This window comes from Brevundimonas sp. TWP2-3-4b2, assembly GCF_049897345.1.
In the GTDB taxonomy this organism is placed as follows: Bacteria; Pseudomonadota; Alphaproteobacteria; order Caulobacterales; family Caulobacteraceae; genus Brevundimonas.
Genome location: NZ_JAFCWB010000002.1, coordinates 498,225 through 524,649 on the forward strand (window position 1 = coordinate 498,225; position 26,425 = coordinate 524,649).

The 26,425-nt window shown below is 68.5% G+C and carries 29 protein-coding genes; 3 read left to right on the top strand and 26 right to left on the bottom strand.

The genetic code is table 11. The features are described 5' to 3' along the window. Window positions 1–35: 35 nt before the first annotated feature. Genes ACP7AS_RS06050 through ACP7AS_RS06060 form a run of 3 tightly spaced genes read right to left on the bottom strand, consistent with a single transcriptional unit; the run spans window position 36 to window position 2,465 of the window. A complete protein-coding gene (locus ACP7AS_RS06050; RefSeq protein ID WP_426027952.1) occupies window positions 36–1,484 on the bottom strand; it encodes a sensor histidine kinase in 1,449 nt (482 codons plus the stop codon). After that, window positions 1,481–2,161 carry a response regulator transcription factor gene (locus tag ACP7AS_RS06055; RefSeq protein WP_426027953.1) on the bottom strand — a complete coding sequence of 227 codons (681 nt, stop codon included), beginning with the start codon at window positions 2,159–2,161 and terminating at the stop codon, window positions 1,481–1,483. Before ACP7AS_RS06055 ends, ACP7AS_RS06050 begins: the two co-directional genes overlap by 4 nt. Window positions 2,162–2,171: 10 nt before the next feature. Continuing rightward, the gene (locus tag ACP7AS_RS06060; protein ID WP_426027954.1) at window positions 2,172–2,465 is read right to left on the bottom strand and encodes a hypothetical protein; all 294 of its coding nucleotides are present in this window, start codon (window positions 2,463–2,465) and stop codon (window positions 2,172–2,174) included. A gap of 264 nt (window positions 2,466–2,729) precedes the next feature. Between ACP7AS_RS06060 and ACP7AS_RS06065 the strand changes: the two genes are divergently transcribed. Further along, window positions 2,730–3,185 (top strand): hypothetical protein, encoded by a 456-nt coding sequence (locus ACP7AS_RS06065; RefSeq protein ID WP_426027955.1) that lies wholly within the window; start codon window positions 2,730–2,732, stop codon window positions 3,183–3,185. Window positions 3,186–3,244: 59 nt separating this feature from the next. On the opposite strand, the gene ACP7AS_RS06070 is transcribed toward ACP7AS_RS06065, so the two are convergent. From ACP7AS_RS06070 to ruvC, 22 genes are all read right to left on the bottom strand, one after another. Next, window positions 3,245–4,060 (bottom strand): PhzF family phenazine biosynthesis protein, encoded by an 816-nt coding sequence (locus ACP7AS_RS06070; RefSeq protein ID WP_426027956.1) that lies wholly within the window; start codon window positions 4,058–4,060, stop codon window positions 3,245–3,247. Beyond that, the gene (locus ACP7AS_RS06075; RefSeq protein ID WP_426027957.1) at window positions 4,057–4,566 is read right to left on the bottom strand and encodes a hypothetical protein; all 510 of its coding nucleotides are present in this window, start codon (window positions 4,564–4,566) and stop codon (window positions 4,057–4,059) included. Before ACP7AS_RS06075 ends, ACP7AS_RS06070 begins: the two co-directional genes overlap by 4 nt. Continuing rightward, window positions 4,563–5,132: a nucleotidyltransferase family protein gene (locus tag ACP7AS_RS06080; RefSeq protein ID WP_426027958.1), complete on the bottom strand. Its 570-nt coding sequence runs from the start codon at window positions 5,130–5,132 to the stop codon at window positions 4,563–4,565. The genes ACP7AS_RS06075 and ACP7AS_RS06080 overlap by 4 nt, the downstream gene beginning before the upstream one ends. Further along, window positions 5,129–5,941 carry a bifunctional hydroxymethylpyrimidine kinase/phosphomethylpyrimidine kinase gene (thiD, locus tag ACP7AS_RS06085; RefSeq protein ID WP_426027959.1) on the bottom strand — a complete coding sequence of 271 codons (813 nt, stop codon included), beginning with the start codon at window positions 5,939–5,941 and terminating at the stop codon, window positions 5,129–5,131. Before thiD ends, ACP7AS_RS06080 begins: the two co-directional genes overlap by 4 nt. Before the next feature lie 36 nt (window positions 5,942–5,977). After that, window positions 5,978–6,796: a dihydropteroate synthase gene (folP, locus tag ACP7AS_RS06090; RefSeq protein WP_426027960.1), complete on the bottom strand. Its 819-nt coding sequence runs from the start codon at window positions 6,794–6,796 to the stop codon at window positions 5,978–5,980. Then, on the bottom strand, window positions 6,793–7,098 hold the full coding sequence (locus ACP7AS_RS06095) for a winged helix-turn-helix domain-containing protein (protein ID WP_426027961.1): 306 nt from the start codon (window positions 7,096–7,098) through the stop codon (window positions 6,793–6,795). Before ACP7AS_RS06095 ends, folP begins: the two co-directional genes overlap by 4 nt. 7 nt (window positions 7,099–7,105) lie before the next feature. Next, on the bottom strand, window positions 7,106–7,750 hold the full coding sequence (locus tag ACP7AS_RS06100) for a hypothetical protein (protein ID WP_426027962.1): 645 nt from the start codon (window positions 7,748–7,750) through the stop codon (window positions 7,106–7,108). 58 nt (window positions 7,751–7,808) lie between these two features. Beyond that, window positions 7,809–9,029: an acyltransferase family protein gene (locus tag ACP7AS_RS06105; protein WP_426027963.1), complete on the bottom strand. Its 1,221-nt coding sequence runs from the start codon at window positions 9,027–9,029 to the stop codon at window positions 7,809–7,811. 120 nt (window positions 9,030–9,149) lie between these two features. Further along, the gene (ftsH, locus tag ACP7AS_RS06110) at window positions 9,150–11,081 is read right to left on the bottom strand and encodes an ATP-dependent zinc metalloprotease FtsH (protein WP_426027964.1); all 1,932 of its coding nucleotides are present in this window, start codon (window positions 11,079–11,081) and stop codon (window positions 9,150–9,152) included. Between the two features lie 42 nt (window positions 11,082–11,123). Further along, window positions 11,124–12,497 (bottom strand): tRNA lysidine(34) synthetase TilS, encoded by a 1,374-nt coding sequence (tilS, locus tag ACP7AS_RS06115; RefSeq protein WP_426028148.1) that lies wholly within the window; start codon window positions 12,495–12,497, stop codon window positions 11,124–11,126. Beyond that, on the bottom strand, window positions 12,452–13,345 hold the full coding sequence (locus ACP7AS_RS06120) for a tetratricopeptide repeat protein (RefSeq protein WP_426027965.1): 894 nt from the start codon (window positions 13,343–13,345) through the stop codon (window positions 12,452–12,454). Before ACP7AS_RS06120 ends, tilS begins: the two co-directional genes overlap by 46 nt. A gap of 40 nt (window positions 13,346–13,385) precedes the next feature. Next, window positions 13,386–14,507 (bottom strand): DUF3667 domain-containing protein, encoded by a 1,122-nt coding sequence (locus ACP7AS_RS06125; protein ID WP_426027966.1) that lies wholly within the window; start codon window positions 14,505–14,507, stop codon window positions 13,386–13,388. Between the two features lie 110 nt (window positions 14,508–14,617). After that, window positions 14,618–15,172: a peptidoglycan-associated lipoprotein Pal gene (gene pal, locus ACP7AS_RS06130; protein ID WP_426028149.1), complete on the bottom strand. Its 555-nt coding sequence runs from the start codon at window positions 15,170–15,172 to the stop codon at window positions 14,618–14,620. A 126-nt stretch (window positions 15,173–15,298) separates the two neighbouring features. Beyond that, entirely contained in the window at window positions 15,299–16,663 is a 1,365-nt protein-coding gene (gene tolB / locus ACP7AS_RS06135; protein ID WP_426027967.1) for a Tol-Pal system beta propeller repeat protein TolB, read from the bottom strand. A 107-nt stretch (window positions 16,664–16,770) separates the two neighbouring features. Next, the gene (locus ACP7AS_RS06140; RefSeq protein WP_426027968.1) at window positions 16,771–17,499 is read right to left on the bottom strand and encodes a hypothetical protein; all 729 of its coding nucleotides are present in this window, start codon (window positions 17,497–17,499) and stop codon (window positions 16,771–16,773) included. 67 nt (window positions 17,500–17,566) lie between these two features. Continuing rightward, window positions 17,567–18,022, bottom strand: coding sequence for an ExbD/TolR family protein (locus ACP7AS_RS06145; protein WP_426027969.1), 456 nt, complete (start codon window positions 18,020–18,022; stop codon window positions 17,567–17,569). 3 nt (window positions 18,023–18,025) lie between these two features. After that, a complete protein-coding gene (tolQ, locus tag ACP7AS_RS06150; RefSeq protein ID WP_426027970.1) occupies window positions 18,026–18,757 on the bottom strand; it encodes a protein TolQ in 732 nt (243 codons plus the stop codon). A gap of 128 nt (window positions 18,758–18,885) precedes the next feature. Further along, window positions 18,886–19,341, bottom strand: coding sequence for a tol-pal system-associated acyl-CoA thioesterase (gene ybgC, locus ACP7AS_RS06155; protein ID WP_426027971.1), 456 nt, complete (start codon window positions 19,339–19,341; stop codon window positions 18,886–18,888). Next, window positions 19,338–19,718, bottom strand: a complete 381-nt coding sequence (locus ACP7AS_RS06160) for a hypothetical protein (RefSeq protein WP_426027972.1) — start codon at window positions 19,716–19,718, stop codon at window positions 19,338–19,340. Before ACP7AS_RS06160 ends, ybgC begins: the two co-directional genes overlap by 4 nt. Window positions 19,719–19,829: 111 nt before the next feature. Next, window positions 19,830–20,864 (bottom strand): Holliday junction branch migration DNA helicase RuvB, encoded by a 1,035-nt coding sequence (ruvB, locus tag ACP7AS_RS06165; protein ID WP_426027973.1) that lies wholly within the window; start codon window positions 20,862–20,864, stop codon window positions 19,830–19,832. Between the two features lie 132 nt (window positions 20,865–20,996). Beyond that, on the bottom strand, window positions 20,997–21,614 hold the full coding sequence (gene ruvA / locus ACP7AS_RS06170; protein ID WP_426027974.1) for a Holliday junction branch migration protein RuvA: 618 nt from the start codon (window positions 21,612–21,614) through the stop codon (window positions 20,997–20,999). Beyond that, complete coding sequence (gene ruvC, locus ACP7AS_RS06175) at window positions 21,611–22,141, bottom strand: crossover junction endodeoxyribonuclease RuvC (protein ID WP_426027975.1); 531 nt, start codon at window positions 22,139–22,141, stop codon at window positions 21,611–21,613. Before ruvC ends, ruvA begins: the two co-directional genes overlap by 4 nt. Before the next feature lie 149 nt (window positions 22,142–22,290). Between ruvC and ACP7AS_RS06180 the strand changes: the two genes are divergently transcribed. Beyond that, window positions 22,291–23,997: a DUF1800 domain-containing protein gene (locus ACP7AS_RS06180; RefSeq protein ID WP_426027976.1), complete on the top strand. Its 1,707-nt coding sequence runs from the start codon at window positions 22,291–22,293 to the stop codon at window positions 23,995–23,997. 10 nt (window positions 23,998–24,007) lie between these two features. Next, window positions 24,008–25,561, top strand: coding sequence for a DUF1501 domain-containing protein (locus tag ACP7AS_RS06185; RefSeq protein WP_426027977.1), 1,554 nt, complete (start codon window positions 24,008–24,010; stop codon window positions 25,559–25,561). Between the two features lie 82 nt (window positions 25,562–25,643). On the opposite strand, the gene ACP7AS_RS06190 is transcribed toward ACP7AS_RS06185, so the two are convergent. Further along, on the bottom strand, window positions 25,644–26,333 hold the full coding sequence (locus tag ACP7AS_RS06190) for an MgtC/SapB family protein (RefSeq protein WP_426027978.1): 690 nt from the start codon (window positions 26,331–26,333) through the stop codon (window positions 25,644–25,646). Window positions 26,334–26,425 lie beyond the last annotated feature (92 nt).

Here is a 26,425-nt window from a genome sequence, read left to right on the forward strand (position 1 = left end):
GCCCAGGTTAACAATCGCTGTTCGCAGGGCCGGATTCAGGCCTCGGCGGCGGGCAGTTCCAGCAACACCTTCAGACCGCCCAGATCGCTGTCGGCCAGGGTGATGCGACCGCCGTAGGCCCGCGTCAGCTCGACCACGATCGACAGGCCGAGACCCGAACCCGGCGTCGTTTCATCCATCCGCGCGCCTCGTTCCAGCGCGGCCTCGCGCTGATCCTCCGGCAGGCCGGGACCGTCGTCCTCGACCACGACCACCATCTGTCCCAGGCCCGTCGGTCCGGCGGATATGCGGACCCGATGACGCGACCATTTGCAGGCATTCTCGATCAGATTGCCGAGGATTTCCTGCAGGTCCTGTCGCTCGCCCCGGAAGCCCAGTTCGTCCGGCGCGCGCCAGTCGATCTCGACACCCTTGGTCTCGAACACCCGCTCCAGCATCACGGCCAGTTCATCGAGCACCTCGGCGATCGGCGTGCGCTCGCCCAGCAACTGGGCGCGGGCGGCGGCGCGGGCGCGGCGCAGGTGGTGGTCGACCTGGGCCTTCATGACCTCGGTCTGTTTGCGCACCATGTCGGGCAGGTCGCCGGTCTGGCTCCCCGCCTCTGCGAGCATGACCGACAAGGGCGTCTTGAGCGCATGGGCCAGATTGCCGACGTGGGTGCGCTGGCGCTCGACCGTCTCCTGATTCTGATCCAGCAGGCGGTTGACCTGTTCGGCCAGGGGCTGGATTTCGACCGGATAGCGTCGGGCAATACGGGCGATCCGGCCCTTTCGCACGTCCGCGATCTCGTTGCGCAGCTCGAACAGAGGTCGCAGGCCGATCTGCACCTGCACGAAGACGGCGAGGACCAGCCCGAGGCCCAGGATCAGCAGGGCGGTCCAGGTAAAGGTCGCGAACTGGCGCGTATCGGCGTCGATGCTGGACCGGTCGATCCCGGCCATAAAAACGACCGGCTCCGTGCGTCCCGGCAACCGCTTCATGCTGGCGGCGACCCGCAGCGGCCGGCCGATAGGCCCGTCGGCGTTGTAGCTGATCATCTGGCCGAAGGCATCGGTCAGACGCCCGGGCAGATCCGGCGGAACCGACAGCGACTCACCCGCCAGCGAAGGCGAACGCGCCAGCACCCTCAGTCCGCCGCGCCCGTCCGGCTCGGCCACGGCCCAGTATTTTCCGGACAGGGGCCGCAGGGTCTGGGCGTCCTTGATCTCCGCGACCTCGACGCCGGTCGGCGCGGCATTCGCCGCCAGCACCACCTCGTCGATCGTCTGACCGAGCATATTGCCCAGCCGTCTGAGCGCGCTCTCCTGATACTGGCTGGTCAGGGCCCAGCCGGCCAGGATCAGCGCCAGGACGATCCACAGCGAGGCCAGCCAGATCAGTCGCCGGGTCAGGCTGCGGCCCGGACGGCCGAACCACCGCCCCCAGTTCCGGGACTCCGGCGCGGCTTCGTCGGTTCCTGTCGTGCCCCCCGACGGCCCGGTCACCCTTCGATGGACTCACCCGGCAGCGGCGTCAGGCGATAGCCGAGGCCGCGCACCGTCTCGATGCGGTCCGAACCGATCTTCTTGCGAAGCCGGCCGACAAAGACCTCGATCGTGTTGGAATCGCGATCGAAGTCCTGATCGTAGAGGTGCTCGACCAGCTCGGTCCGGCTGATGACCCGGCCCTGATGCATCATCAGATAGTGCAGCAGCCGGTATTCCAGCGAGGTCAGCCGCAGCGGCTCGCCATTGACCGTGGCCCGGGCGGCGCGGGGATCAAGGCGCAGTCCGCCACAGGACAGCGTTGCCGAGGCGATGCCGGCGGACCGACGCAGCAGGGCGCGCAGGCGGGCCAGCAGTTCCTCGGTATGGAACGGCTTGGTCAGATAGTCGTCGGCGCCGGCGTCGAAGCCCGACACCTTGTCGGACCATGCACCGCGCGCGGTCAGGATCAGCACCGGCGTGGTCTTGCCGTCGCGACGCCAGCGCTCCAGCACCGAGACGCCGTCGATCTTGGGCAGGCCGAGATCCAGCACGACCACATCATAGGGTTCGGCATCGCCGAGGAAATGGGCTTCCTCGCCGTCGGCCGCGTGGTCGACGGCATAGCCGGCGTCGCCAAGGGCGGTCTTCAGCTGGCGCGACAGGTCAACGTCGTCTTCAACGAGCAGGACACGCATCTCGGCTTCCCTATCGGCCCGTCATGGGCACGGCGATATCGAACAGTTGGCCGTCGCGGTCAAAGCGGAACACATACTGCCCACCCCGCGTCCCGACATAGCCGACGAAGGTGGCGCCGCGCGCCCGCGATTCCGCGATTCCCTGGGCCTCGGACACGCTGATCTGGCGCGCGGCCGGGCGCGTCTGCTCGCTGCGGTCGCGACCGGGTTCGCGGTCACCCCGACCGTCGCGGTCCTGCGCCGACGCCGACAGCGGCGCGGCGGCGACCACGGCGGCGATCAGAAATGTACAAATCCGGTTCATGCGAGACGATATAGGGCGACGGCTCTGAACGCCGCCTGAACGGTCAATGTAGACATGTTTCACCATGTCGCCCCGTCCTCAATCGCTTCCGGTCGTCATTTCCGGTCGCCCTTGTGGCCTTCCGGGACGGGATGGCCCGCGCGCGGTGTCATCGACATGAACGGGAGCTGACCCTGACTGTTCAGGCATGGCTCATTCCGGAAATGGTTTTCTCCACATCAACGCCGGCCTCCCGGTCCGCGTGAACCGCCAAGGAGACGACCGATGAAAAGATTCCTGATCCCCGCCATCGCCCTGGCCGCGGCCTCCGTCGCGGTCCCCGCCATGGCCCAGAACTATGGTCCGCAGCATCGTGACGATCGCGGCGGCCGCTATGAGCAGGATCGCGGCGACCGCTATGAGCAGGATCTCGGCGACCGCTATGAGCGCGACAATCGGGGCGACCGCTATGAGCGCGATAATCGCGGCGGCTGGCAGTCGATCTCGCAACGCAAATACCAGCTGGATCGCCGCATCGACCAGGGCGAGCGCAATCGCCAGCTGAGCCGCCGTGAAGCGACCCGGCTGCGGGCCGAACTGAACCAACTGGTCCGGCTGGAATACAGCTATCAGCGCGGGGGCTTCTCGGCTCGCGAGCGCGCCGAACTGGACCGCCGCTATGATCGCCTTGCGATGCAGGTCCGCGCCGAGCGTCGCGACAATGACAACCGCCGCTACTAGGACCTGACCTCCCTCCCAGGAGGGCCAGGGGGCGCGATCCGAAAGGGTCGCGCCCTTTCCTATGCCGCAATCCTCAGCCGGCTTTCGATCACCGTCACGGCCCGGCCCCGCAGCAGAACGCGGTCGCCCGCCGCCTCGGTCTCGATATCGCCGCCCCGGCCCGGAAACACCTGGCGGAAGCGCACGACCTTGCGGCCCAGCCGGTCGGCGTACAGGGGGCCCAGGATGCAGTGGGCCGAGCCGGTCGCCGGGTCCTCGTCCACGCCGCAGCCAGGTGCGAAGAAGCGGTCGACGACGTCGACATCATCGTCGGCGTCCGCATCGGCGCAAACGATGACCTGGCCGGTCTCGCCCGCCTCGCCCTGGATCGTCGCCAGCGCCCGGATGTCGGGATCGACCGCTCGTACCGCCGCCGCGTCCTTCAGGATCGCCACCAGATAGCGCCCGGCCCGGACCTCGACCGGCACCACGCCCAGCGCCTCGGCCAGGCCGGCGGGACAGTCGGTCAGGCCCGGCGGATCGGCGGGAAAATCCATTTCATAGCCCGCGCCCGCCCGCCGTACGAACAACGGGCCGGAGCGGGTGTCGAAGGTGACGGCCTCGACATTGAGGCCCAGCTCCGTCGCCAGAACATGGGCCGAGGCCAGGGTGGCGTGGCCACACAGATCAACCTCCATGCCCGGCGTGAACCAGCGCAGCCCGAACCGCGCGGGGTCGGCCGTCCTGAGCAGAAAGGCGGTCTCCGCCTGGTTGTTCTCCTTCGCCAGCGCCGCCATCCACCCCGCGTCGGGCCAATGGTCGAAAGGCTCGACCACGCAGGCGGGATTGCCCTTGAAGGGTTCGGAGGCGAAGGCGTCGACGGTCCACTGCTTCATTGTTCAGCCGCCGCAGCCCGGGACGCTTCGACACGCTGTCGCAAGGCCCTGGAAACCTCCGGCCATTCTCCCTCGATTTCAATCAGATCCGGTGCGCCGTCACGACACACCGCCTCGGCGATGATCGCCATCGCCGTGTTCGGCTGTACCGGTGCCGGAACAGGGACCTGACGTGACAGGGGCGGGCCGTCCGCCGGTGTCCAGCGCCGGGGTGGCGGGTCGGTCCGCCCGAACCCGGTCTGCGCCTGGGTCAACGCGGCACAATCAATCGTGTGCTCAAAAAAGCGCTGCGACAGCACGGCCGTCCCGCCGGGCCGATCGGCCAGCCAGGCGGTCGTCATCAGTACGACCTCGCGGGTATCGGCGGTTCGGGTTGTCGCAAGGAAGGCGATTGCGCCACCCGATCCTTCCAGGGCCACCCGCCAACGCCGGCTGCCGGAGACGTCCGCCCCGATGACGTCTTGCGCGGCAGCGAAAATCGTTACGGCGGCAATCACTTCGATCATGTCACGATCCTCAATTCCGGCCAGCGCGCCCGCGCCCGCTCGACGACGCGCGGCCAGTCCTTCGCAAGGGTGCGGTTCGGATTGGGACGCAGGGTCAGGGCGAAGATGTCGTCCAGTCCCAGCGGCGCGGCCACGCTGATGGCATCGTCCGCCTCGAGCCGCACGCCGACGGCGAAGGCCGGGGCCACGAACCGCTCGAGAGCCTCATCCGTCCCCGAGAGCGGCTCATAGGGCTCGCCGAAATGGGCGGGAAACCAGATCGGGACCCTGGCCTGGTTGCGGACCTCGACGGTGCTGCGGAACGGCTCTTCGAAGGCCGCCGCGACGCGTTTGATGATGACGTCCTCGGCGTCCCAGCTGGTGTCCGAATCGTAGTAGCCGACGTCGTAGTCGCGGACGCCATACCCCGCCGGCCGGCCCGTCAGGGCGTTCCAGACGCTCTGATAGACCGCGCCGGAAAAGACCCGCCAGTCGGGCAGGTTCTGACTCCTTACGCCCTTCAGCACATGCATCAGGCCGGGATCGGCGCGAACGATCCCGACCAGCCGCGCTTCCAGATCGCTCATCGATCCCGCCTCATCGGCCAGCCGTGGTCCAGCGGTCCGTGGCCGCTGCCCAGACCCGGCGCGCGACGGATGGCCTCGGCGACATAGGCCCAGGCCTCGGCCACGGCGGCCTCAAGCGGCAAGCCCTTCGCCAGACCCGTGGCGCAGGCGCTGGCCAGGGTGCAGCCGGTACCGTGGGTGTTACGCGTGTCGACGCGCGGGCCTTCCAGCAGCGTCTCGCCGGAGGGGGTCACCAGCACATCAACGACGGTGTCGCCCGGAATATGCCCGCCCTTCATCAGCACCGCCCGGGCCCCGAGGCCGAGCAGGAATTCGCCGGCGCGGCGCTGGCCGTCCAGATCGGCGACGACCAGGCCGGTCAGGGCCTCGGCCTCGGGCGCATTGGGGGTCAGCAGGGCGGCGCGCGGGATCATCAACGCCTTGACCGCAGAGACCGCATCCGCGTCCAGCAGGCTCTGCCCGCCCTTGGCGACCATGACCGGATCGACGACCGCAGGGGCGTCGCTGCTGTCGAGGATGGCCGCGACTCGCTCGACGACCTCGGTCGAGCCCAGCATCCCGGTCTTGATCGCATCGGCGCCGATGTCGTCGAGCACCGCCCGCGCCTGGGCCTCGATCAGGTCCAGCGGCAGCGGATAGACGCCATGGACGCCCAGGGTGTTCTGGACCGTGATCGCGGTGATGGCGGTGGCGGCGTAACCGCCCAGCATCGTCACGGCCTTGATGTCGGCCTGAATCCCGGCCCCGCCGCCCGAATCCGAGCCGGCGATGATCAGGACGCGTCCGCGATAGGTGGGCTGGTCGGGCATGTCCCTCCCATGCGGCAGAGCGGCCGAACGGACAAGTCAGTTAGGGCCGGACGCCTTCATCACCGCCGCCTGGACCGCCAGCGCCTGGACCGTCTCGCGCACGTCGTGGACCCGGATGATCGAAGCCCCCCGCCGCGCCGCCTCCAGCGCCAGCGCCATCGAGCCGCCGAGACGGTCGCCGGACTCCGTCGCCGACGGATCGATCGACTGGATCACGCGCTTGCGGCTGGCCCCGTAGAGCATGGGAAATCCGCCCGCCGTCAGTCGGTCGAGATGGGCGGTCAGCGCCAGATTATGCGCCACCGTCTTGCCGAAGCCGATGCCGGGATCCAGCCAGATCCGTTCGCGCCCTACACCGGCGGCCATCGCCGTCGCCGCCCGGGCTGCCAGCCAGGCGGCGACCTCGGCGACGACATCGTCATAGCGGGGGTCGGCCTGCATGGTGCCCGGCTCGCCCCGCATATGCATGAGCACCACCTCGCAGCCGAGGTCCGCGGCGGTGGCGGCGCTGTCCGGCGCGAAGCCGAGGGCCGTCACGTCGTTCCACATCGTCGCCCCGGCGGCGACGGCGGCGCGCGCCACGTCCGGCTTCATCGTGTCGATACTGATCGGTCCGGTCCAGCCGGCCGCCCGCAGGCCGGCAATGACGGGGACGGTACGGACCAGCTCCTCGTCGGCATCGACCGGCTCGGCCCCGGGCCGGGTGCTCTCGCCGCCGATGTCGAGGATATCCGCGCCCTGTCCGGCCAGCCGCAGGCCATGCGCGACGGCCGCCTCGACCGTGGACAGCCGCCCGCCGTCCGAGAAGCTGTCCGGCGTGACGTTGACGATGCCCATGACGCGGGGGCGGGTCATCCGTCCCTGCCCCCGATCAGGCTGCCAAGGGCGTCAAGATAGAGGGAGAAGGCCTTGCGGCCATCGTCGGTGATCGACACCCGGGTCAGGGGCTTGTTGTTGACGAAGCTCTTTTCGATGGCGACGAAACCCGCCTCCTCCAGCTTCTTCAGATGGACCGAGAGGTTGCCCTGGGTGGCTTCCAGAACGGTCTTCAGCTCGGTGAAGTCGGCCGCGTCGGCGTCCACCAGATAGACCATGATCCCCAGCCGCATGCGACCGTGGATGACCTCGTCGATTCGTCCGAGATCGGCCAGACCCATGGCGCGCTCAGGACCCCTTCGGGGCGATGCGAGCGTCGCGGAACAGGACCCAGCCCGGCAGGGCGAACAGCAGGAACAGGGCGACGGTGCAGACGCCGAGATACCATATGGGTTCGCGCACCAGCACGCCCAGCGCCACCGCGGTGGCCCAGCCGCCCAGCGCCGTGGCCAGCATCCAGCCCTTCCGCTTCAGCGTCCAGGCCATGTACCAGGCCGCCGCCTGAAGGGCGAAGACGATGGCCGCGTAATAGAGCCAGATGGCGAAATCCTGATCCCGCACCGCACCGACGCCGAAAACGATGATGACGGCGCAATTGGCCATGCCCGTGGCGCTGAAAGCGGCGTTGAGCGTACGGCTCGCCATCGGCCCCCGATTGGAGCCGCCGTCCTTGCGATCCTTGAGGATGGCCCAGGTCAGAATCGACAGGAAGGTACCGGTGATCCCGACGACGAAGGCGAGATTGACCAGGTCGGGCCAGCGGATCAGCCCGGTCGCCTGTCCGACGTGGAACAGGCATTGCAGGCCGTACAGAAGTCCGCCCGCCAGATAGCAGACCGCCAGGGTCATCGGCGGGCGTCCCGCACCCTCGACGATCGAGCGCATGAAGGCGAGGTCGTCCTCGGGGGAATGCAGGCGGGGCTTGGCGGGCATGACGATTCTCCGGAGCCGGCTCGCCCCTGGGGTGGACGAGCCGGCAGGTAATGGCAAGTCATTCGGCGGGCGAGAATTCCGGGTCCCGCTGACGCCGCCAGGGGATACGGCGGCCGTTCAGCCTTCGGCCGATGAAGGTGTGACGTACCAGCAGCTCATACGTCATCAGGGCCACGGCCATGGTTCCGGCCACGACGGTCAGAAGCTTTCCCCACCAGGGCAGGGGCGCGTCCAGCAGCAGGACCTGTCCGACCATGACCAGCGGCAGATGGACGATGTAGACCCAGTAGGAGGAGTCGGCGAGGTAGCGGCGGACCGCGCTATGGCCTGAGGCGAAACGCAGGGCCAGCGACAGCACCGCGAAGGTCGAGGCGAAGACGGCCAGGGCCATCACCGCCGCCAGCGGGGCCTTCAGATCCGGATCGGTGACGGGCGTCAGGTCCGGGACCGGTCCGCCGACCAAGACCATGGCCGCCGTCCCGACGCCCAGGGCCACCACCGTGAACACCGGCCACAGCCGCTCGATGCGGCCCAGCAGATCGCGACGTCGGTCGAGCAGGAAACCAAGGCCGAAGGCGGACCCGAAGGCCGTCAGGGCGACCGGATTGGGGACCAGTCCCGTATCCGGCGTCGGTATGCCGAAGAAGGGCAACCAGTTCGGTGCCAGCCAGAAGGCGAGCGCCAGGGGCGCGGCCATCAGCGCGGGGCTCCACGGGCCGATCAGGGCACCGGTGATCCGGTCGACGAACCGGCCCCATGTCCCGTCGCGATCCGCCATCGCGAAGGGCGCGCGCTGGACCAGGGCGGCGGCATAGAGGATCAGCAGCATCCACAGGAACCACAGATGGGTCAGGGGGAAATTCTGCAGCGTCAGTCCCGGTGGGGGCGGACCGTCGGTCGGGATGGACCCGCCGTTGCGGATGGCCGCCATCCAGACGATCACCGCGATGAAGGCCGGGAAGATCACCCACCACAGGCCGAACAGCGGCCCGGCGATGCGCGACAGCCGGTCCCTGATGAAGCCGAGGGTGCCTCGCCGCCCCAGCATCATATGGGCGAACAGGCCGGCGATCAGGAAGAAGCTGGTCATCCGGAACAGGTGGATGGCGAAGAAGAGGACGCTGGCGACCGGCGAGTTCACGGTGTCCGGGACGATCCAGATCGTCACCGGGAAATACGACATGGAGGCGTGCAGGACGACGCCCAGCAGTAGGGCGGTGCCCCGCAGGGCGTCGAGGCCGTGCAGGCGTTCGGACGGACGGGTTTCGGATGAAGACATGGCTGCGGCTCCCCTCTTGATGAAGAGCGTATCTCATAGACTAGTTTAAAATGCAAACAAGTTCACCAGAAAGAACCCGCCGCGAGCCTGGCCCACGGCGGGTTCGATCGTTTCAGACTGTCAGTGGACCGTCTGGACCTCCACACTCGTGCCGTCCGACACCGGGGTGATCGGCACCGAGACCGAGGGTCCGGCGTTGGGGAAGTTGCTCTCGTCGCGGTTGGGGGCAAGCCCCTTCTCCAGCAGGTCCTTGATCTCCTGACCGGACAGGGTCTCGTACTCCAGCAGCGCCTGGGCCAGGGTCTCCAGATCGGCGGCCTTGTCGGTCAGGATCTGGCGAGCCTCGTCCCAGCCGGCACCGACAATGCGCTTGACCTCGGAGTCGATGATCCGGGCCGTCTCTTCCGAGACGTTCTGGCTGCGCGCGACCGAGTGGCCGAGGAAGACCTCCTGCTCGTTCTCGCCATAGGCCACCGTACCGAGGATGTCGGAGAAGCCCCACTGGGTCACCATGCGGCGCGCCAGTTTGGAGGCCTGCTGGATGTCGGAGCTGGCACCCGAGGTGATGTTCTCCTTGCCGAAGATCAGCTCCTCGGCCACGCGGCCGCCGGCCATGATGGCGATGCGATCGACCATCTGCTGGAACTTCATGGAATAGCGGTCGCCTTCCGGCAGCTGCATCACCATGCCGAGGGCCTGGCCGCGCGGGACGATGGTCGCCTTGTGCACGGGGTCGGCCATCTTGACGTTCATGGCCACGATGGCGTGGCCGCCCTCGTGATAGGCGGTCAGGCGGCGCTCTTCCTCGTTCATGGCCATGGATTTGCGCTCGGCGCCCATCATGACCTTGTCCTTGGCGTCCTCGAAGTCACGGTGGGTGACCATGCGCCGGTCCTTGCGGGCCGCCATCAGGGCCGCCTCATTGACCAGATTGGCCAGGTCGGCCCCCGAGAAGCCGGGCGTGCCGCGGGCGATGGTCTTGACGTTGACGTCAGAGGCCAGCGGCACGTCCTTCATGTGCACGCGCAGGATCCGGTCGCGGCCGTTGACGTCGGGGTTCGGCACCACGACCTGGCGATCGAAGCGGCCGGGACGCAGCAGGGCCGGGTCCAGCACGTCGGGACGGTTGGTGGCAGCGATCAGGATGATGCCTTCATTGGCTTCGAAACCGTCCATCTCGACCAGCAGCTGGTTCAGCGTCTGCTCGCGCTCGTCATTGCCGCCGCCCAGACCGGCACCGCGGTGACGGCCGACGGCGTCGATCTCGTCGATGAAGATGATGCAGGGGGCGTTCTTCTTGGCCTGTTCGAACATGTCGCGCACGCGGCTGGCACCGACGCCCACGAACATCTCGACGAAGTCGGAGCCCGAGATCGAGAAGAAGGGCACGCCGGCCTCGCCCGCGACGGCGCGGGCCAGCAGCGTCTTGCCGGTGCCGGGAGGTCCCACCAGCAGGGCACCCTTGGGAATCTTGCCGCCCAGTTTCTGGAACTTGCCCGGGTCCTTGAGGAAGTCGACGACCTCCTGAAGCTCCTCCTTGGCCTCGTCCACGCCGGCGACGTCGTCAAAGGTCTTGCGGCCCTTGTGCTCGGTCAGCAGCTTGGCCTTGGACTTGCCGAAGCCCATCGCGCCCCGCGCGCCGCCCTGCATCTGGCGCATAATCAGGATCCACAGGCCGATGATCAGGACGAAGGGCAGCAGGCCGATCAGGGCGCTGACCCAGAGGGACTGGCGGGTTGACTTGACGTCGACGGCCGCGCCGGTCGCCTGGATGCTGTTGATCAAATCGGCATTGGGCAGGGTCGTGGTGGTGGTCACCACCCGGTTGTCCTTCAACGTCGCCTTCACCGTCTCGCCCCGCACCTCGACGCTGGCAATGGCATTGGCGTCGCGCGCCTTGAGCAGATCGGAATAGGTCATCTCCACGGGCCGCTCGGCGGCGGCCTTTGTCCCGGCCGGGGCCGTGATGCCGCCCGGACGGCTGACGGCCACATAGAAGGCCATGGCGCCCAGGATGATGACGCCCCAGATGGCCAGATTGCGCAGGTTCATGCTCGCTCGTCCCTTGGGCGCAAACGCGCCTTGTCACATATGTCAGATCGAAAATAGGAGGTTCCGGGTCGTTGCGCCATGGATGGCGTCGCGAAGGTCCCTTTCATGCGTCATTCGGTCCAGTGCAAGCGCCCGTCTCTCCTCGACCAGCGACCGTGCGCTCGCGGCCGTCCCTGCAAGAACCGGGGCACCGCCGGCGTGCCGGATCAGCACAGGCTGGCCGCCGCGGGCCGCGGGCGGCAGCGCTTTCAGGATCGCGCGGTCGGCCTCGGACAGGGCGGCGCTGCGACCCGCGGCGGGCACGACAGACCACCCGCTTTCGGTCGTCGTCACGGCCCAGCGCCCGTCCCAGACGGCCTCGCGCCCCGGATCGAGCGGCAGGGCCAGCGGCGGGCGGCGGGTCAGCTCTCCGGGTTCGCGGGTCACGAAGACACGATCGCCACCGGCCGCGATCCGCGTCCCGCAGAGGGTCGCGGTGAACGCCTCGCCTGACCGCAGGCGAGCCACAAGGGCGGTCAACCGTTCGCCGCGCGGGAGGCGGTCGCCGCCGCCGGCGCAGACGAGCGCGGCGGCGAGGTGGTGAGGGTCGATGTCCCGGGGAAGCTGGAACCACCCCTCTCCCGTCGGCAGAAGGCTTGCGCTCACGGCGTCGCGGCCATCGTCCTTGCGCTCAGGGGTGAGGGTCGACGGCCCGGGAGCGGCCTCGCCGCCTGACCCCCGAATTCTCGCTTCACCCGACAGGCGAAGAGCCACCCGTGCCCGGCTCCGTGCGTATTTCGGATCGTCATTGGCGGGATCGTCGATCCAGTCAGCATCCCGCGCCGCCAGCCAATCGCGCACCCCGGCCCGCCCCGCGTGCAGCATCGGCCGCAACAGCATCAGCCCGCGCCCCTCGGGCCAGGCCGGGGACGGTGACCAGTCGCGCAACCGTCCCAGCGTCGAGCCCTCGGCCCGCATCACCTGGCCCTCGGCGATGTCGTCGGCGGTATGGGCAAACAGGACCACGCGCGCCCCACCCTCGCGGGCGGCGTCGGCAATGAGGCCGTGTCGGGCCCTGCGGGCGGCGGCAGACAGGCCTGTGGCGGGTTTTGGCCCGGTCCAGGCCAGGCCGCGCCAGTCGGCCCCCGCGGCGCGTGCGGCGGCTTCGGCGAAGGCGGTCCATCGGGCGCTGTCAGGACCCAGCCCGTGATCGACGGTCAGGGCCAGCAGCCGGCGTCCGTGGGACCTCGCCCAATCAGTGGCGACCTGCAGCAGGGCGATCGAGTCACCGCCACCCGACAGGGCCAGGGCGACAGGATGATCGACGTCACTTTCCAGCCGCTCGGACAGGCGGGCCAGAACCGGCCCGGTCCAGTCGTCAGAGGTCTGGATCAGCCCGGCCGCCGCAGCGGGGTGGCGGCGGGCGCGGCGGCGCAGCCGATGCGGGTCCGCGCCTCGGTCGCCCGCGTGCGCACCGCCGGAGCGGCGGCCTCGGCATAGCGGCGACCGAACTCGGTCAGGGCCGTGCAGGCCTGGGCCTTGCGGTCGGTGGCGTTGAGCGCATTGGCCAGCTCCAGCGTCGTGGCCGGAGCCCAGGTCGTGGTCGGCCAGCCGCGCAGCGCGGCGGCATAGGCCGAGACGGCCCCCGCCGGATCGCCGGCCGAGATTCTCAGATCGCCCAGACGGCTGTTGGCCTCCTGGGCCTGGGGCGTGTCGGGCCAGGCCAGGACGACCGTCTGCAGCGCCCGGTCGCCGCGCGCCGGGTCCGTGGCGGCCAGCCGGGCAGCGGCGGTGAGGTCGCGGACAGCGTCGCCGGTCGGGGATGTCGTCGGGATGGGGGCGTTCAGCTCAGCCTCGCGGGCCGCGGCCAGTTCCATGGCCCGGATGCGGCCTTCGGCGTCGCGGACGCGGATGCCGAGCGCGGCGTTGTCGCGCGTCGCCTCGTCCAGCTGGAAGGTCAGCCGTTCAAGATCACCGTTCACGCGCTGGACCGTCGCCTCCATGTCCGACAGTCGGCGATCCATCAGGCCGACGCGGCCCTGCAGCGCGATGACTTCGGGATCGGGCTCGATGATCACCGGCTGGCCCGCGGCGTTGCGCTGGGTCACGGCGCGCTCGAGGCGACGCACATTCCGATCCAGCTGCTCCAGCCGGCGCTTGTCCCACTGGACCGCCTCCAGCGGGGCGGTCTGGGCCACGACGGTCGTGGTCCCGGCGATCAGGACCACGCCGAGGGCGGTCAGCATGGCGTTGCGGGTGCGCAGGGATGCAGGCAGCTTCAGCATGATGATTGTCGTCTCACCGATTTGAGGCGTCCGCAAGGCGTCACCCCGTCAGCCCCAGCATGATGATCGCCAACAGGAACAGCGTCAGGGCGAAGATACAGAACAGCAGCAGCAGCACGGTCCGCCACGCGGCGGAAAACCACGAAAGCCGATAGGCACCCTTCAACTGGGCGAACATGTGCGCTGGAACGCCGAAGGCGAAGGCCAAGGCCCCCAGCACCCCGAACCCGCTCCATATCGCTCCCAGGACGGACGTGATCATCACCAGGATCGACATGGCCGTCAGCGAATACAGAACGAAGACGCCGTGATCATACAGGGTGAACCCGCGCCGCCACAGGAACAGCAGCGCTACGAACGGAATCGATAGCGGGATCAGCAGGAAGCTGAATTTGTAGGTCGTCTGCTGAAGTTTGTAGAGAAGCAGATCGGGGTTCCTCAGCTTGTGCTTGACCTTCTCGACCCACTTGCTGTCGCCCCGAACCTGGACCCGGTCTTCCTGGACCGCGTCGGCCATCTCGGCCTGCCAACTGCCGGGCGTCAGCCCGTCGGGACGGGCGGCTTGCGGACCCGTTCCGGTCAGCGCCTCCAGCCGACGCTCATGGACCCCCACCTGGGCGCGCTGCGCTCGCGCGGTCAGTGCCAGAGCCTCCGAGCCGGGTGCCGCCGCGGCCGCCGTTTCCGCCTCGGTCAGTTCTGCCCGGGCCTCGGCCAGATTGGTCCGCGCCCCGGCGATGCGTTCCGGCAGAGGCGTCGTTATCCGTGGCTCCAGCGCGCCGCTGAAGCTGAAGACGAAGAACATCAGGAAGATGGTGAACAGGAAGATCGCCAAAGGCGAGACATACCGGGTGCGTTTGCCCTGTACCCACTCCCGGGTCAGCCGGCCGGGATTGATGGCCAGCAGCGGCAGGGTCCGCCAGATGCGGGCGTCGAAATGCATGACGCCGTGCAGCAACTCCTCGCCCAGGTGGAGCAGCGAATGGTGCACGTGGGTGGGCTGGCCGCACTCCGGGCAGTATTTTCCGGAGACGGGTGCGCCGCAGTCGCTGCAGACCCCGGGGTGATCCTCCGCCGACTCGTTGCGACGGTTTTCCCGCCGCGACAGCAGTTTTGCGATCAGTCCGCCGGTGATCAGACCGCCGGCGGCCTCAAGACTGTCCATAACTGCCCCCGCAATGCTGCGTGCGATTGTGCGATGCGGCGAAACACAGGTCAAAAAGAAAGGGCGGCCGGGACCCGGCCGCCCTTTCTGTTATCGACGCCGCGTCGGGCTCAGCGGGTCGCGCCCGAGACGATGGCGGTATGGGCGTTGCGGTTGCGGGCGAAGGCTTCTTCGGTCGAGCCGGCCGCGATCGGACGTTCCTTGCCGTAGCTGATGGTGTCGATACGGCCGGCGTTGACGCCGCGCTCGACCAGATAGCTGCGGACCGATTCGGCGCGGCGGGCGCCGAGGGCCAGGTTGTATTCCCGCGTGCCGCGTTCGTCGGCATTGCCTTCGATCCGGATGGTCACGTTCGGATAGCGCTGGAGCCAGGCGACCTGGGCATCCATGCGCGGATAGACTTCCGACCGCAGTTGATAGCTGTCGAGGTCGAAATAGACCCGGTCGCCGACATTGACGACGAAATCCTGTTCCGAGCCCGGGGCCGCGGCACCCATGCTGCCGCCCGAGATCGGACCGCGGGGACCGGGGTTGTAAGGCTCGTTGGCGACCGGCGGCACGGTCTCGCCGGCACCGGTTACGACGGCGCGGCGCGGCGTACAGGCGGCGATGGCGGTCATGGCCAGGCCGACGGCGGCCAGACGGACCAGGGTCGAGGGCTTCATCATCGGGTCGTCTCCTTCAGGTGAGGCCTGGGCCTCCAGCTTGGCTTTAAACGCTTGGTACTGACGCGCCACCGGTTTCGCCAGTCGCGATAACGAGGGATTGAGCCAGAAGGCTCTTGTTTGTGCTCAGGTCGGGCAGCCGTCGGGTCCGCCGCCGCCGAGGTTGGACGGCTGTTCGTCCAGCAGCGGCGACCATGCCGGGTCCGAACCCCGCCCGTTGTAGCCCGCCTGGGACACCACCCGGCCCGACAGATCGACGGTCCACAGTCGTGTGTCACCACCCGGCGACTGACGCGCGAACATGATGTAGCGGCCGTTCGGAGCCCAGGACGGACCCTCTTCGAAATAGCTGGACGACAGGATGCGCTCGCCCGAGCCATCGGGATTCATGACGCCGGTCGAGAAGCGGCCGCCGCCCTGTTTGGTGAAGGCGATCAGGTCGCCGCGCGGGCTCCAGTTCGGGGCGGTGTACAGGCCGCCGCCACGGGCGATGGCGCGCTGGCCCGTGCCGTCGGCACGCATGACGTACAGACGGGCACTGCCCGAACGATCCGAGGTAAAGACGATCTGGCTGTTGTCGGGGCTGAACGAGGGCGAGGTGTCGATGCCGGGATCGCTGGTCAGACGCCGCACCTGGCGACTGGACAGATCCATCACATAGACGTCGGTGTTGCCGCCCCGGATAATCGAGAAGGCCATCTTCGAGCCGTCGTTCGAGAAACGGGGCGCCAGCACCTGGCCGTCGAACTCGCCCAGGCTTTCGCGGCGGCCGGTCGACAGGTTGTAAAGGTAGATGCGGCTGTAATCCTTGCCCAGCGCCACATAGGTGATCTCATTGGGGTCACTCAGCGAGAAGCGCGGCGACATGATGATCTCGTCGCCGCCGGTCAGATAGACCGGGTTGAACCCGTCCTGATCGGAAATGGCGAGACGCGACAGCCGGTTAAGCTGGGTCCCGCTTTCCGAAACGAAGACCACACGGCTGTCGAACAGGCCGGTCTCGCCGGTCATCCGCTGATAGATCAGGTCGGCGATCTTGTGGCCGATCCGCCGCCACTGCTCGGGCGTGGCGGTGAACTGGTACGAGGCCAGCTGACACTGGCGGTAGGGGTCGTACAGGCGGAAACCGAAGTCATTGCGACCGTCGGGTCGGGGCGTCACCGCGCCGTACAGCACCGCCTGGGCCCCGATCGAGGTCCACTGCGGAAAATTGGGGGCGTTGGCGAGGGTCAGGCCGGTTTCGACGAAGCCGGCCGGGTCCATCGGCTCGAAATAGCCCGAGCGGCGCAGGTCCGACCGGATCACCCCACCCAGGTCGGTGCCGTTCTGGCCGTCGAAATTGACCACGGCGATCTGCAGCGGCCGCAGCACGCCCTGATCGATCTCGACCTCGACGGGGTCGCTGGATTGCGGGGGCGGGGTCTGCGCCGTGACCGAGGTCGCCGTCATCGCCACCAGGGCGACGCTCGCCAGAAGTCGGTTCAGTCGCATCAGGAGCTCCCGCAGTTTCAGACCTACGCCGGTCCTTATCGCCAGACCGGGCGCATATTGCCAGCATGGCGGTGAATGGGGCGACTTTCAGGCCCCGTCGCGGTTCTTCAGCGATTGGCGCAGGCGCGTTCCGTCACAAAGGTGGGACGGAAGGGCCCGCCCTCAAAGCCCGCAGGCACGTCGAAGGGCGCCGTCTGGCGAATCGCGCGCACCGCGCCGTCAGCGGCGGCGCGCCAGACCGGGTCAGAACGGGCCCCCAGCAGCGTCGGACCGGCGATGATCCGACCGCGGGCGTCCAGCGTCACGTCCATCTGGATGCGCAGATCCCGGGCACCCGGGATGTCGCAGGGCAGGATCCAGTTGGGATAGACCTGGTTGAAGATAGCCGAGATCTGCGGGCCCGTTGCCCGCGGTGCCGACCCCTGCCCTTGCTGCCCCGTGGCCGGGCGCGTGCCGGGGCGGTTCGCGGGACGCGGCGGGCCGGCAAGAGAGTCAAGGTCCAGGGTTTCCTCGCGGCGCGGCGGGGTGGGCCGCGGCGGGGTCGGCTGGGCGCGCGGCGGGGTGGGCCGCGGCGGGGTCGGCCGGGGTGGCGGGGCCTTCTTCACCGGGGTCGGTGTCGGCAAGGGCGGCGGGACCGGCTTCGGCTCCGGCGGTGCGGGAACGGGTTCGGGCGGCGCGGCGACCGGGGCCGTCGTCGCATCCTCGGTGACCAATTCCTCGCTCGGATTGTCAGCGGCGGCGGCCTCGATCACCATGTCCGAGACGATCGAGACCGGCACGGCGTTCATGATCGGACGCGGCTCGGTGCGCGGCGCGAGCAGGCCCGCCGCCAGCACGGCGGCGATGGCCCCGCCGTGCAGCAGGATGGAACCGATCAGGGCCGGGCCGGGCCGTTCCAGGGTCTCAGCTCCCGCCCGAGGCCGAGGTGTCGGTGATCAGGTTCATCTTGCTGAAGCCGGCACCCGACAGTCGCGCCATGACGCGCGCCACGGCCTGATAGGGTGCCCGGCCGTCGGCCCGGACGAACACAGGCTTTTCGCCAGCCCCCTCGCCACCTTCCTGGGCCACGGCCAGGACCAGCCGGTCCCACGGCACTTCGCTGTCGGCGACGAAGATGGCCCCGTCGCGGTCGATCGAGACCACCACCGGCTCCTGATCCGTGTCGACCGCGCTGGCCTCGGTCTTGGGCAGTTCGACCTCGACCCCGGTCGTCAGCAGGGGGGCCGAGATCATGAAGATGATCAGCAGCACCAGCATCACATCGACCAGCGGCGTGACGTTGATCTCGCTCAGGGGCCGCTTGCGCGGCCGTCTGCGGCCCCGGACGTGTCCGCCACCGCCGCCGCCTGCCAGCGCCATGGCTCAGAGCTCCCGGGTGGGCTGCGGCGCGGGGCTGGCCGGACCGCTGCCCAGCCGACGCGCGACGGCGGCCTGCAGGTCATCGGCGAAGCTTTCCAGCCGGCCGGTGAACTTGCCCGCGTCGATCGAGAATTTGTTGTAGGCGATATAGGCCGGAATGGCCGCGGCCAGACCCAGGGCCGTGGCGAACAGGGCCTCGGAAATGGCCGGGGCCACGGTCGTCAGATTGGTGTTGCCGGCCGAGGCGATGGCCCCGAAGGCGTTCATGATGCCCCAGACCGTGCCGAACAGGCCGATGAAAGGCGAAGACGTCGCCACCACCGACAGAACGCCGAGGCCGTTCTCGACCCTCTGGCTCTCGCGGGCGATCAGGCTGTCCAGCGCCCGGTCGATGCGCGACATCAGCAGATTCGCCTGGTTTTCGGTCAGCGGCCCGCGCGTGCGGGCCTCGCGCCAGTCGGCCAGGGCGACGACCAGCATGCGTGGCAGGGGATGGGCGGGATTGGGTCCCGCCTGGTTGGCCACCTCCTCCAGCGACCGACCCGATCCGACCGCATCCTCGAAGCTGGTCGCCTGGCTGTTCAGGCTTGAAAAGCGAAAGGCCTTGTCGATGATCACCGCCCACGACCACAGCGACGCCACCACCAGACCGACCATGATCGCCTTGACGACGGGGTCGGCCTCGAGAAACAGGGCCAGCGGGTTCAGCATCGAGGCGTCAGCGGCGGTGGTCATTCAGCGTCCTTCCGTCTGTCCATCCCTGTGCACCGGACGGGCGTGGCGGTTGTGTGGCGATTTCCACCGGGTCTAGCGAGGTGTGGCCGCGACGTCACCTCTCTGCACGCGTCAGGCGGGGGAAATGGTCAAGCTTCGCGCGCCAGCCACGGCCCGACCTTCTCGACCAGCGCCTTCGTCGGCCTGCGCGGCCGGCCGTCCATGTGAATGCAGACCACCTCGACCTCGGCCCGGCACAGCACATCCTCGCCGCGCGTGATCGTCTGCGAGATCAGCAGCCGCGGCCCCTTGACCGAGTCATAGTGGGTGCGAACCACCAGGGCGTCGTCGATGCGCGCCGGCTTGAGGAAGCTCAGCCCCATCTTCGTGACCACGAAGGCCGTCGGCTGGTCGCCGTCCAGCAGGTCGGCGTGGCCGATCCCCATAAGCCGCAGGCAGTCGGACCGCCCCCGCTCGAAATAGCGGACATAGTTGGCGTGGTAGACCAGCCCCGTGAAGTCGGTGTCCTCATAATAGACCCGCACCGGCAGGCGATGCTCGCGGCCCTCGAAACGGCCGGCGGTGGGGGCGTCGGTCGCGGTCATGGGGCCACCGGCAGGGCCGGCGGCTCGGGGAAGCCCGGGCAGTCGGCGTCAATCATGGCCCGGAACTCGCGGTTCAACGGGTCGTCGCTCAGGAGCATCCGGTTCGGGCGCGAGATGAAGCCCACGGCCTCGCCGCGCCGTTCGGCCGCCACATAACCGCAGACGACCCGCCCGCGTCCCGGCTCGATCATCTGCACCTCGGCCCCGCGTCCCAGCTGTTCGCGCGCCTGCCGCAGTACCCGTTTGGCCGGCGGCTCCTGGACGAAGCCCGGACCCGACCCGCGCGTGGCCACCCAGATCGCCACAGCGCCCAGCACCAGAACCACGATGCCCAGCACCGCGATCAGCCGCTCTGTCCGGATCGCCTTTCGCGCCATGCCGTCTCCTTCGAGGGGACCATGAAGGGCTTCGGTGATGGCGTGAAGAGGCCGCCCTCTCTTTCCGTGCATCCCGGCGCAAGCCCGTATGAACGGGGGTTGGGGAACGGATCATTTGCCGCCGAACAGTCCCCCCGGGTCCGGTCCCTTGGGCGGTTCGGTCAGGCCGAGGTGGGCATAGGCCCGGGCGCAGGCCATCCGTCCGCGCGGCGTGCGCTGGATGAAGCCCTGCTGCAGCAGATAGGGTTCGATCACATCCTCGACCGCATCGCGGGCCTCGGCGATGGCCGCCGCCAGGGTGTCCATGCCGACAGGGCCGCCGCCGTAGTTCTCGATCAGGGCCTTGAGGAAGCGGCGGTCGTTGGCGTCCAGACCGGCCTCGTCGACCTCCAGCCGCGCCAGCGCCCGCGCCGCCGCCAGCCGGTCGATCTTCGGCGCACCCTCGGCCTCGGCGAAGTCCCGCACCCGGCGCAGCAGCCGCCCGGCCACGCGCGGCGTGCCCCGCGCGCGGCTGGCGATCTCGCGCGCGCCCTCGTCGTCGATCGCCACGCCCAGCTTGCGCGCCGCCCCGGTGATGACCCGCACCAGCTCGTCGGGCGTGTAGAATTCGAGCCGCAGCGGTATGCCGAACCGGTCGCGCAGCGGCGTGGCCAGCAGGCCCGCCCGCGTCGTCGCCCCGACCAGGGTGAAGGGGGCCAGATCGATCCGCACCGACCGCGCCGAGGGCCCCTCGCCGATGATCAGGTCCAGCACATGGTCTTCCATGGCCGGATACAGGATCTCCTCGACCGTCGGGGCCAGCCGGTGGATCTCGTCGATGAACAGCACGTCGCGCGGTTCGAGATTGGTCAGGATCGCCGCCAGATCGCCCGCCTTGGCCAGGATCGGGCCCGAGGTGGCGCGGAAGCCGACGCCCAGTTCGCGCGCGACGATCTGGGCCAGCGTCGTCTTGCCCAATCCGGGCGGACCGAACAGCAGGACGTGGTCCAGGGATTCGCCCCGACCCCGGGCGGCGTCGATGAAGACCTTCAGATTGCCCTTGGCCTGCTCCTGTCCGACGAACTCGGACAGCGTCTGCGGCCGCAGGGCGCGGTCGTGGGTCTCGCCGGGGGCGGGATCGGCAGAGATGATGCGGTCGTCAGACATGACCGCTCCGGAGTGTGACGGGCGAGGGACGGGTGAAAAGTGAGCGAAGCCGTGAGCACGGGAGTGAGCGTGCCTCCTCGCTGCGGCTCACCTCTTGCTCACTAACACTCTTCACTCCAGGCCCCGAGACCCTCACCGCCCCAGCTCCTGCAGGGCCGCGCGGATGACCGCAGACAGATCCGCCTCATCGCCCAGACGGATCAGCGCCTGGTCGACGGCACGGCGGGCGTTGACCTCGGCCACACCCAGACCCAGCAGGGCCGAGACGGCCTCGCCCGTAACGCTGGGAACCGGCGGCGCGACCTCGATGTGCAGGCCAGACCCGCCGGGGGTGAACGACACCTCCCCCAGCGACTTGCCCTTCAGCTCGGTGACGATCCGCAGCGCCAGTTTGGGGCCCACGCCATTGGCCCGCGCCACCGCCGCCTTGTCCTCGCGCGCCACCGCCGCCGCCAGATCACCCGGCGGCAGCACATCCAGCACCGACAGGGCAGCCTTGGGGCCCACGCCCTGGATGCCCGTCAGTGTCATGAACGCGCGCCGGTCGTCGCGGGTCAGGAAGCCGTAGAGCCGCGGCCCGTTCTCGGCCGACCAGCTGGATTCGATGTGCAGGGTCGCCTCGTCGCCCGGCGCGGGAAGCCGCTGCAGGGTCCGCGCCCCGCAGGCCACGACATAGCCCACCCCGGCGCAGTCGATCAGGCAGTGATCCTGCTCGACCTCGGCCAGCAGCCCTCTCAGCCGCCCGATCACGCGGCACCCCGCAAGGCCGTCAGCAGCGCCCGCTTGCGCAGCTGGGCATGGGTGATGGCCACCGCCAGGGCGTCGGCGGCGTCGGCCTTCACGTCGCCGGCTGACGGCAGCAGGCGTTTGACCATGAAGGCGATCTGGCTCTTGTCGGCGTGGCCGGCTCCGACCACCGCCTTCTTGATCAGATTGGGCGAATACTCCGCCACCGGAAGGCCGCAGCGCGCGGGCGCCAGCATGACCGCTGCCCGGGCGTGGCCCAGTTTCAGGGTCGAGGCCGGGTTCATGTTGACGAACACCTCCTCGATCGCCGCCTCGTCGCAGCCGTGGGCGGCGCAGACCGCGCCGACCGCCTCCAGCAGATGCAGCAGCCGCTCGCTGAAGGGCGCGGCCTCGGGCGGTGTCACCACCCCGTGGGCGACCCATCGCAGGCGCGACCCCTCGGCCACCACCACGCCCCAGCCGGTACGGCGAAGGCCGGGATCCAGTCCAAGGATACGGGTCGATCCATCAGGAATCAGAGTGTTCGTCATTCGTTCCATTCATGCCTCAAACGAGGTTGACGAACAATGACCGGCCTCCAGTCTTCTCCCTCGACCCCGAATGGGCGACGGATTCCGGTGTTCCGTCGCGTTCGAAATCGTGTAGCGTTCGAAAACGTCGGCTCTGTGGGGGGGATGTCGTGTCTATAGGGTCCATCTGGCGCAAGCTGCGCGCGGTCATCGCACCGGCCATTCTCGCAGTGGCGTTGACGTCATGCGGCGGCGGCGGCGGCGAGGCCCCCGGGGAGACGTCGCCAGCGCCGACCGCCATCAGCATTTCCGACGCCGAAGCCGGCCGGTTCCTGACCCAGACGACCTTCGGGGCGACCGACGCCGATATCGCCACGCTCAAGCTGCTCGGCTATCGCGCCTGGCTGGATCAGCAGATGGCTACCGTGTCGCCGTCGCACCTGAACTACCTCGACAACCGGCTGGCGCAATTGCGGCTCACCACGCCGACGGCCACACTCAACGCGAACCATTTCTACGAGAGCTTCTGGCTGTATTCCGCCACCGGTAACAGCCAGCTGCGCGAACGGATGAAGCTGGCGCTGTCGGAAATCTTCGTGATTTCGATGGTCGATCCCAACGTCGATACCCGCGGTGCCGGGGCCTATTACGACATGCTCGGAGCCAATGCCTTCGGCAATTTCCGCACCCTGCTGGAACAGGTGACGCTGCATCCCATGATGGGCGTCTATCTGACCTATCTGGCCAATCAGAGAGAAGATCCTGCGACCGGTCGCAATCCGGACGAAAACTACGCCCGCGAAGTGATGCAGCTGATGACCATCGGCGTGGACGAGCTCAACATCGACGGCACCGTGCGGACCAGCGGCGGCGCGCCCATCCCCGCCTATACCGCGGCCGACATCTCGGGCCTGGCCAAGGTCTTCACCGGCCTGAGCTGGTATTCGCCGACACCAAGCAACAACACCTTCTTCGGTCGCAACCGCGATCCGGATGCCTCGGCCCGCTCGATGATCTTCTACCCGGCGTTCCACTCCACCTCGACCAAGACCTTCCTCGGCGTCAGCACGACGTCCGACGGCCCCGGTGATCTTCAGTTTGCCCTGAACACCATCTTCAACCATCCCAACGTCGGCCCCTTCATCGGCCGGCAGCTGATCAAGCGGCTGGTCACCAGCAACCCCAGCCCGGCCTATGTCCAGCGCGTCGCCACCGTCTTCAACAACAATGGCGCGGGCGTGCGCGGCGATATGGCGGCGGTGGTCAGGGCCATCCTGCTGGACAGTGAAGCGCGCGATGTATCCGTCGCCGCCGGCCCCTCCTTCGGCAAGGTGCGCGAGCCGATGGTGCGGATGGCCAACTGGATGCGGACGTTCGGCGCGACCTCGGTCAGCGGCCGCTATCTGCTCAACTCGACCAGCGCCACGACCTCTCTGGGACAGTCGGCGCTCGCCTCACCGTCGGTCTTCAACTTCTACCGGCCGGGCTACATCCCGCCGAACACCCGGCTGGGAACCGCCGGACTGACCGCACCCGAGTTCCAGATCGTCGACGAGGTGACCGTCGCCGGCTACGCCAACACCATGCAGACGGCGATCGGCACGGGCATCGGAACGTCCACGGACGTCCGGTCCGCCTATGTGTCCGAAGTCGCGATTGCGTCGGACGCGGTGGCGCTGGTCAACCGCATGGATCGGATGCTGCTGTACGGCCAGATGTCCTCGGGCCTGCGGACGGCCCTGACCGACAGCATCAACAGCATCGCCATCCCCGCAGCGGGTTCCACCCAGGCCCAGATCGACGCGGCCCTGCTCAATCGCGCCAGACTGGCCGTCTATATGACGATGGTCTCGCCCGAATATCTGATCCAGCGGTGAGGACGACACAATGACCGGTTTCTCTCCCAGCCGCCGTCACCTGCTCAGGGTCGGAGGCGGCCTGTCGATCCTCGGCGCCGCCGCCCCGTTCGCCCTGCAGATGGCGGCCGCCGGTTCGGCCGCCTCGCAGAGCGCGCCTGACTATCGCGCCCTCGTCTGCATCTTCCTGTTCGGGGGCAACGACTCCCACAACACCGTGCTGGCGACCGACACGGACTCCTTCGGTCGCTATTTCTCGGCCCGCAATACGGGCAACGCCCCGATCGCTTTGATGCCGCCGGGCACGCCGCCCACACCGGTCGGCGCCACATCGTCGGTCACCGGGCGCGTGGCCACCGCCGATTCTCCCGAGGCCTGGGGCGGGGTGCTGCCGATCGTGCCCAGAACCCCGAACCCGATCCCGGCGGGCACCAACGCCACGGTCAGGACCTTTGCCCTGCATCCCTTCCTGGGACCGCTGAAGACCCTGTTCGACGCCGGACGCCTGGGCGTGGTGGCCAATGTCGGGACCTTGATCCGGCCGATTACCAAGGCCCAGTTCCAGGGCGGCACCGTCGCCTTCCCGGCCAATCTGTTCTCGCACAACGACCAGCAGTCGACCTGGCAGGCCGGAGTCACCGAGGGGGCCCGCGTGGGCTGGGGCGGGCGAATGGGCGACATGCTGGCGGGGATGAACGGCACCGATACGCTGTTCACCGCCATCTCCACGGCCGGCAACGCGGTCTTCCTGTCGGGACAGAGCGTCATCCAGTACCAGATGACCACCGCGGCCCAGCCGGCCGTGGTCATCAACGGCCAGTCCGGTGCCTCGCTGTTCGGATCGACCGTGGCCCCCTCGCGCGTCCGGTCGCTGATCCAGGACCAGAGCGCCGCCGGTCTTTTCGCCGCCGACTACGCCACCGTGACCAACCGGTCGATCGGCGCAGCGACCACGATCAATGGCCTGTTCACCCAGCCCGTTGTGACCGCCATTCCGGCCCCGACGGCCTATGTCAATCCGATCACCGGCGCGACCGAGACCAACACCCTGGCGACCCAGTTGCAGACGGTCGCCCGCATGATCGCCGCCTCCGGCTCGACCGGCGTGCGCCGGCAGGTGTTCTTTGTCAGCCTCGGCGGGTGGGACACGCACGACGTCCAGAACACGACCCAGTCGAACAATCTGGCCAAGGTCGCCCACGGCATGGCCTATTTCGACAGCGTCCTGGCCAGTATCGGCGGGGTCAACATGCGCAACGCCGTGACCACCTTCACGGCCTCGGACTTCTCGCGCACCTTCACCACCAACGGCGACGGCACCGACCACGCCTGGGGCGGCCACCATTTCGTGATGGGTGGCAGTGTCCGGGGCGGCGACATCTACGGCCAGTACCCGACACTGGGCGTCGATCTCGGAGCCTTCAACAACCCCGACAATTCCCGCGGCTCGCTGATCCCGACCACCTCGGTCGACCAGTACGCGGCCACCATGGGCCGTTGGCTGGGGGTCTCGGAATCCGGGCTGGATTCCATTTTCCCGAACCTGAGAAACTTCCCCACACGCGGTCTGGGCTTCCTCGGCTAGGACGTCCTGAGCGCTGAGGATGAATGCCTGCCCGTCCTTTGTGCCTCAGGTCGAATCGACCTGAGGCACAAAGGACGGGCCGTCACTCCTCGCGCGGCAGGATCGAGAAGCCGGCAAGCCCGTCCTCGGCGCTCAGCTGGGTCACCAAACCGTCGATATCGATCGGTACATGCCCCTTCACCTTGAGATGATGCTCATGGATAGCTCCGTCGTGGCTCATCACATGGCCGAGACGCACCACCTTCACCCCCCTGAAGCGCAGCAGTTCGCGGACGGCCAGGCCGCTGGGGGCCTCGCCGCGCTTCCAGCGCAGCGTCACGTCCATCACCCCGACGTGCGGCAGCCTGGCGTCCAGCACACGCAGGATCCCCAGAACCGCCAGGGTCGCGCCCGACCCCAGCAGGGCCAGATCCAGCATGCCGACGCCGTACAGCACGCCGATGGCCGAAGTCACCCACAGCGAGGCTGCCGTGGTCAGGCCGTGCACCGAGAAGCCCTCGCGGAAGATCACCCCGGCGCAAAGGAAGCCGATGCCGGTCAGCAACCCGTGCGCCATCCGCGTCGGGTCGACGACCACGGTCTGGCCGGGAAGGGCCGTGAAGGCCCAAGTGTTCTGGTGCATCGCCGCCAGCATCAGCAGACACGAGGTCAGGCACACCAGGATATGGGTCCGGAAACCGGCGGGATGTCCGTGGTAGGTCCGTTCCACCCCGATCAGGCCGCCGGCCGTCATCGCCGCAACGACCGGCCAGGCCAGGTTCAGATCGATCAAGAAAACACTCCGAAGACTGACGATTCTTCAACCTAGGCCGCAACCTCCCGCGACCGCAAGTCACGGCGACGGCACCCCCGCGACAGCGGCTC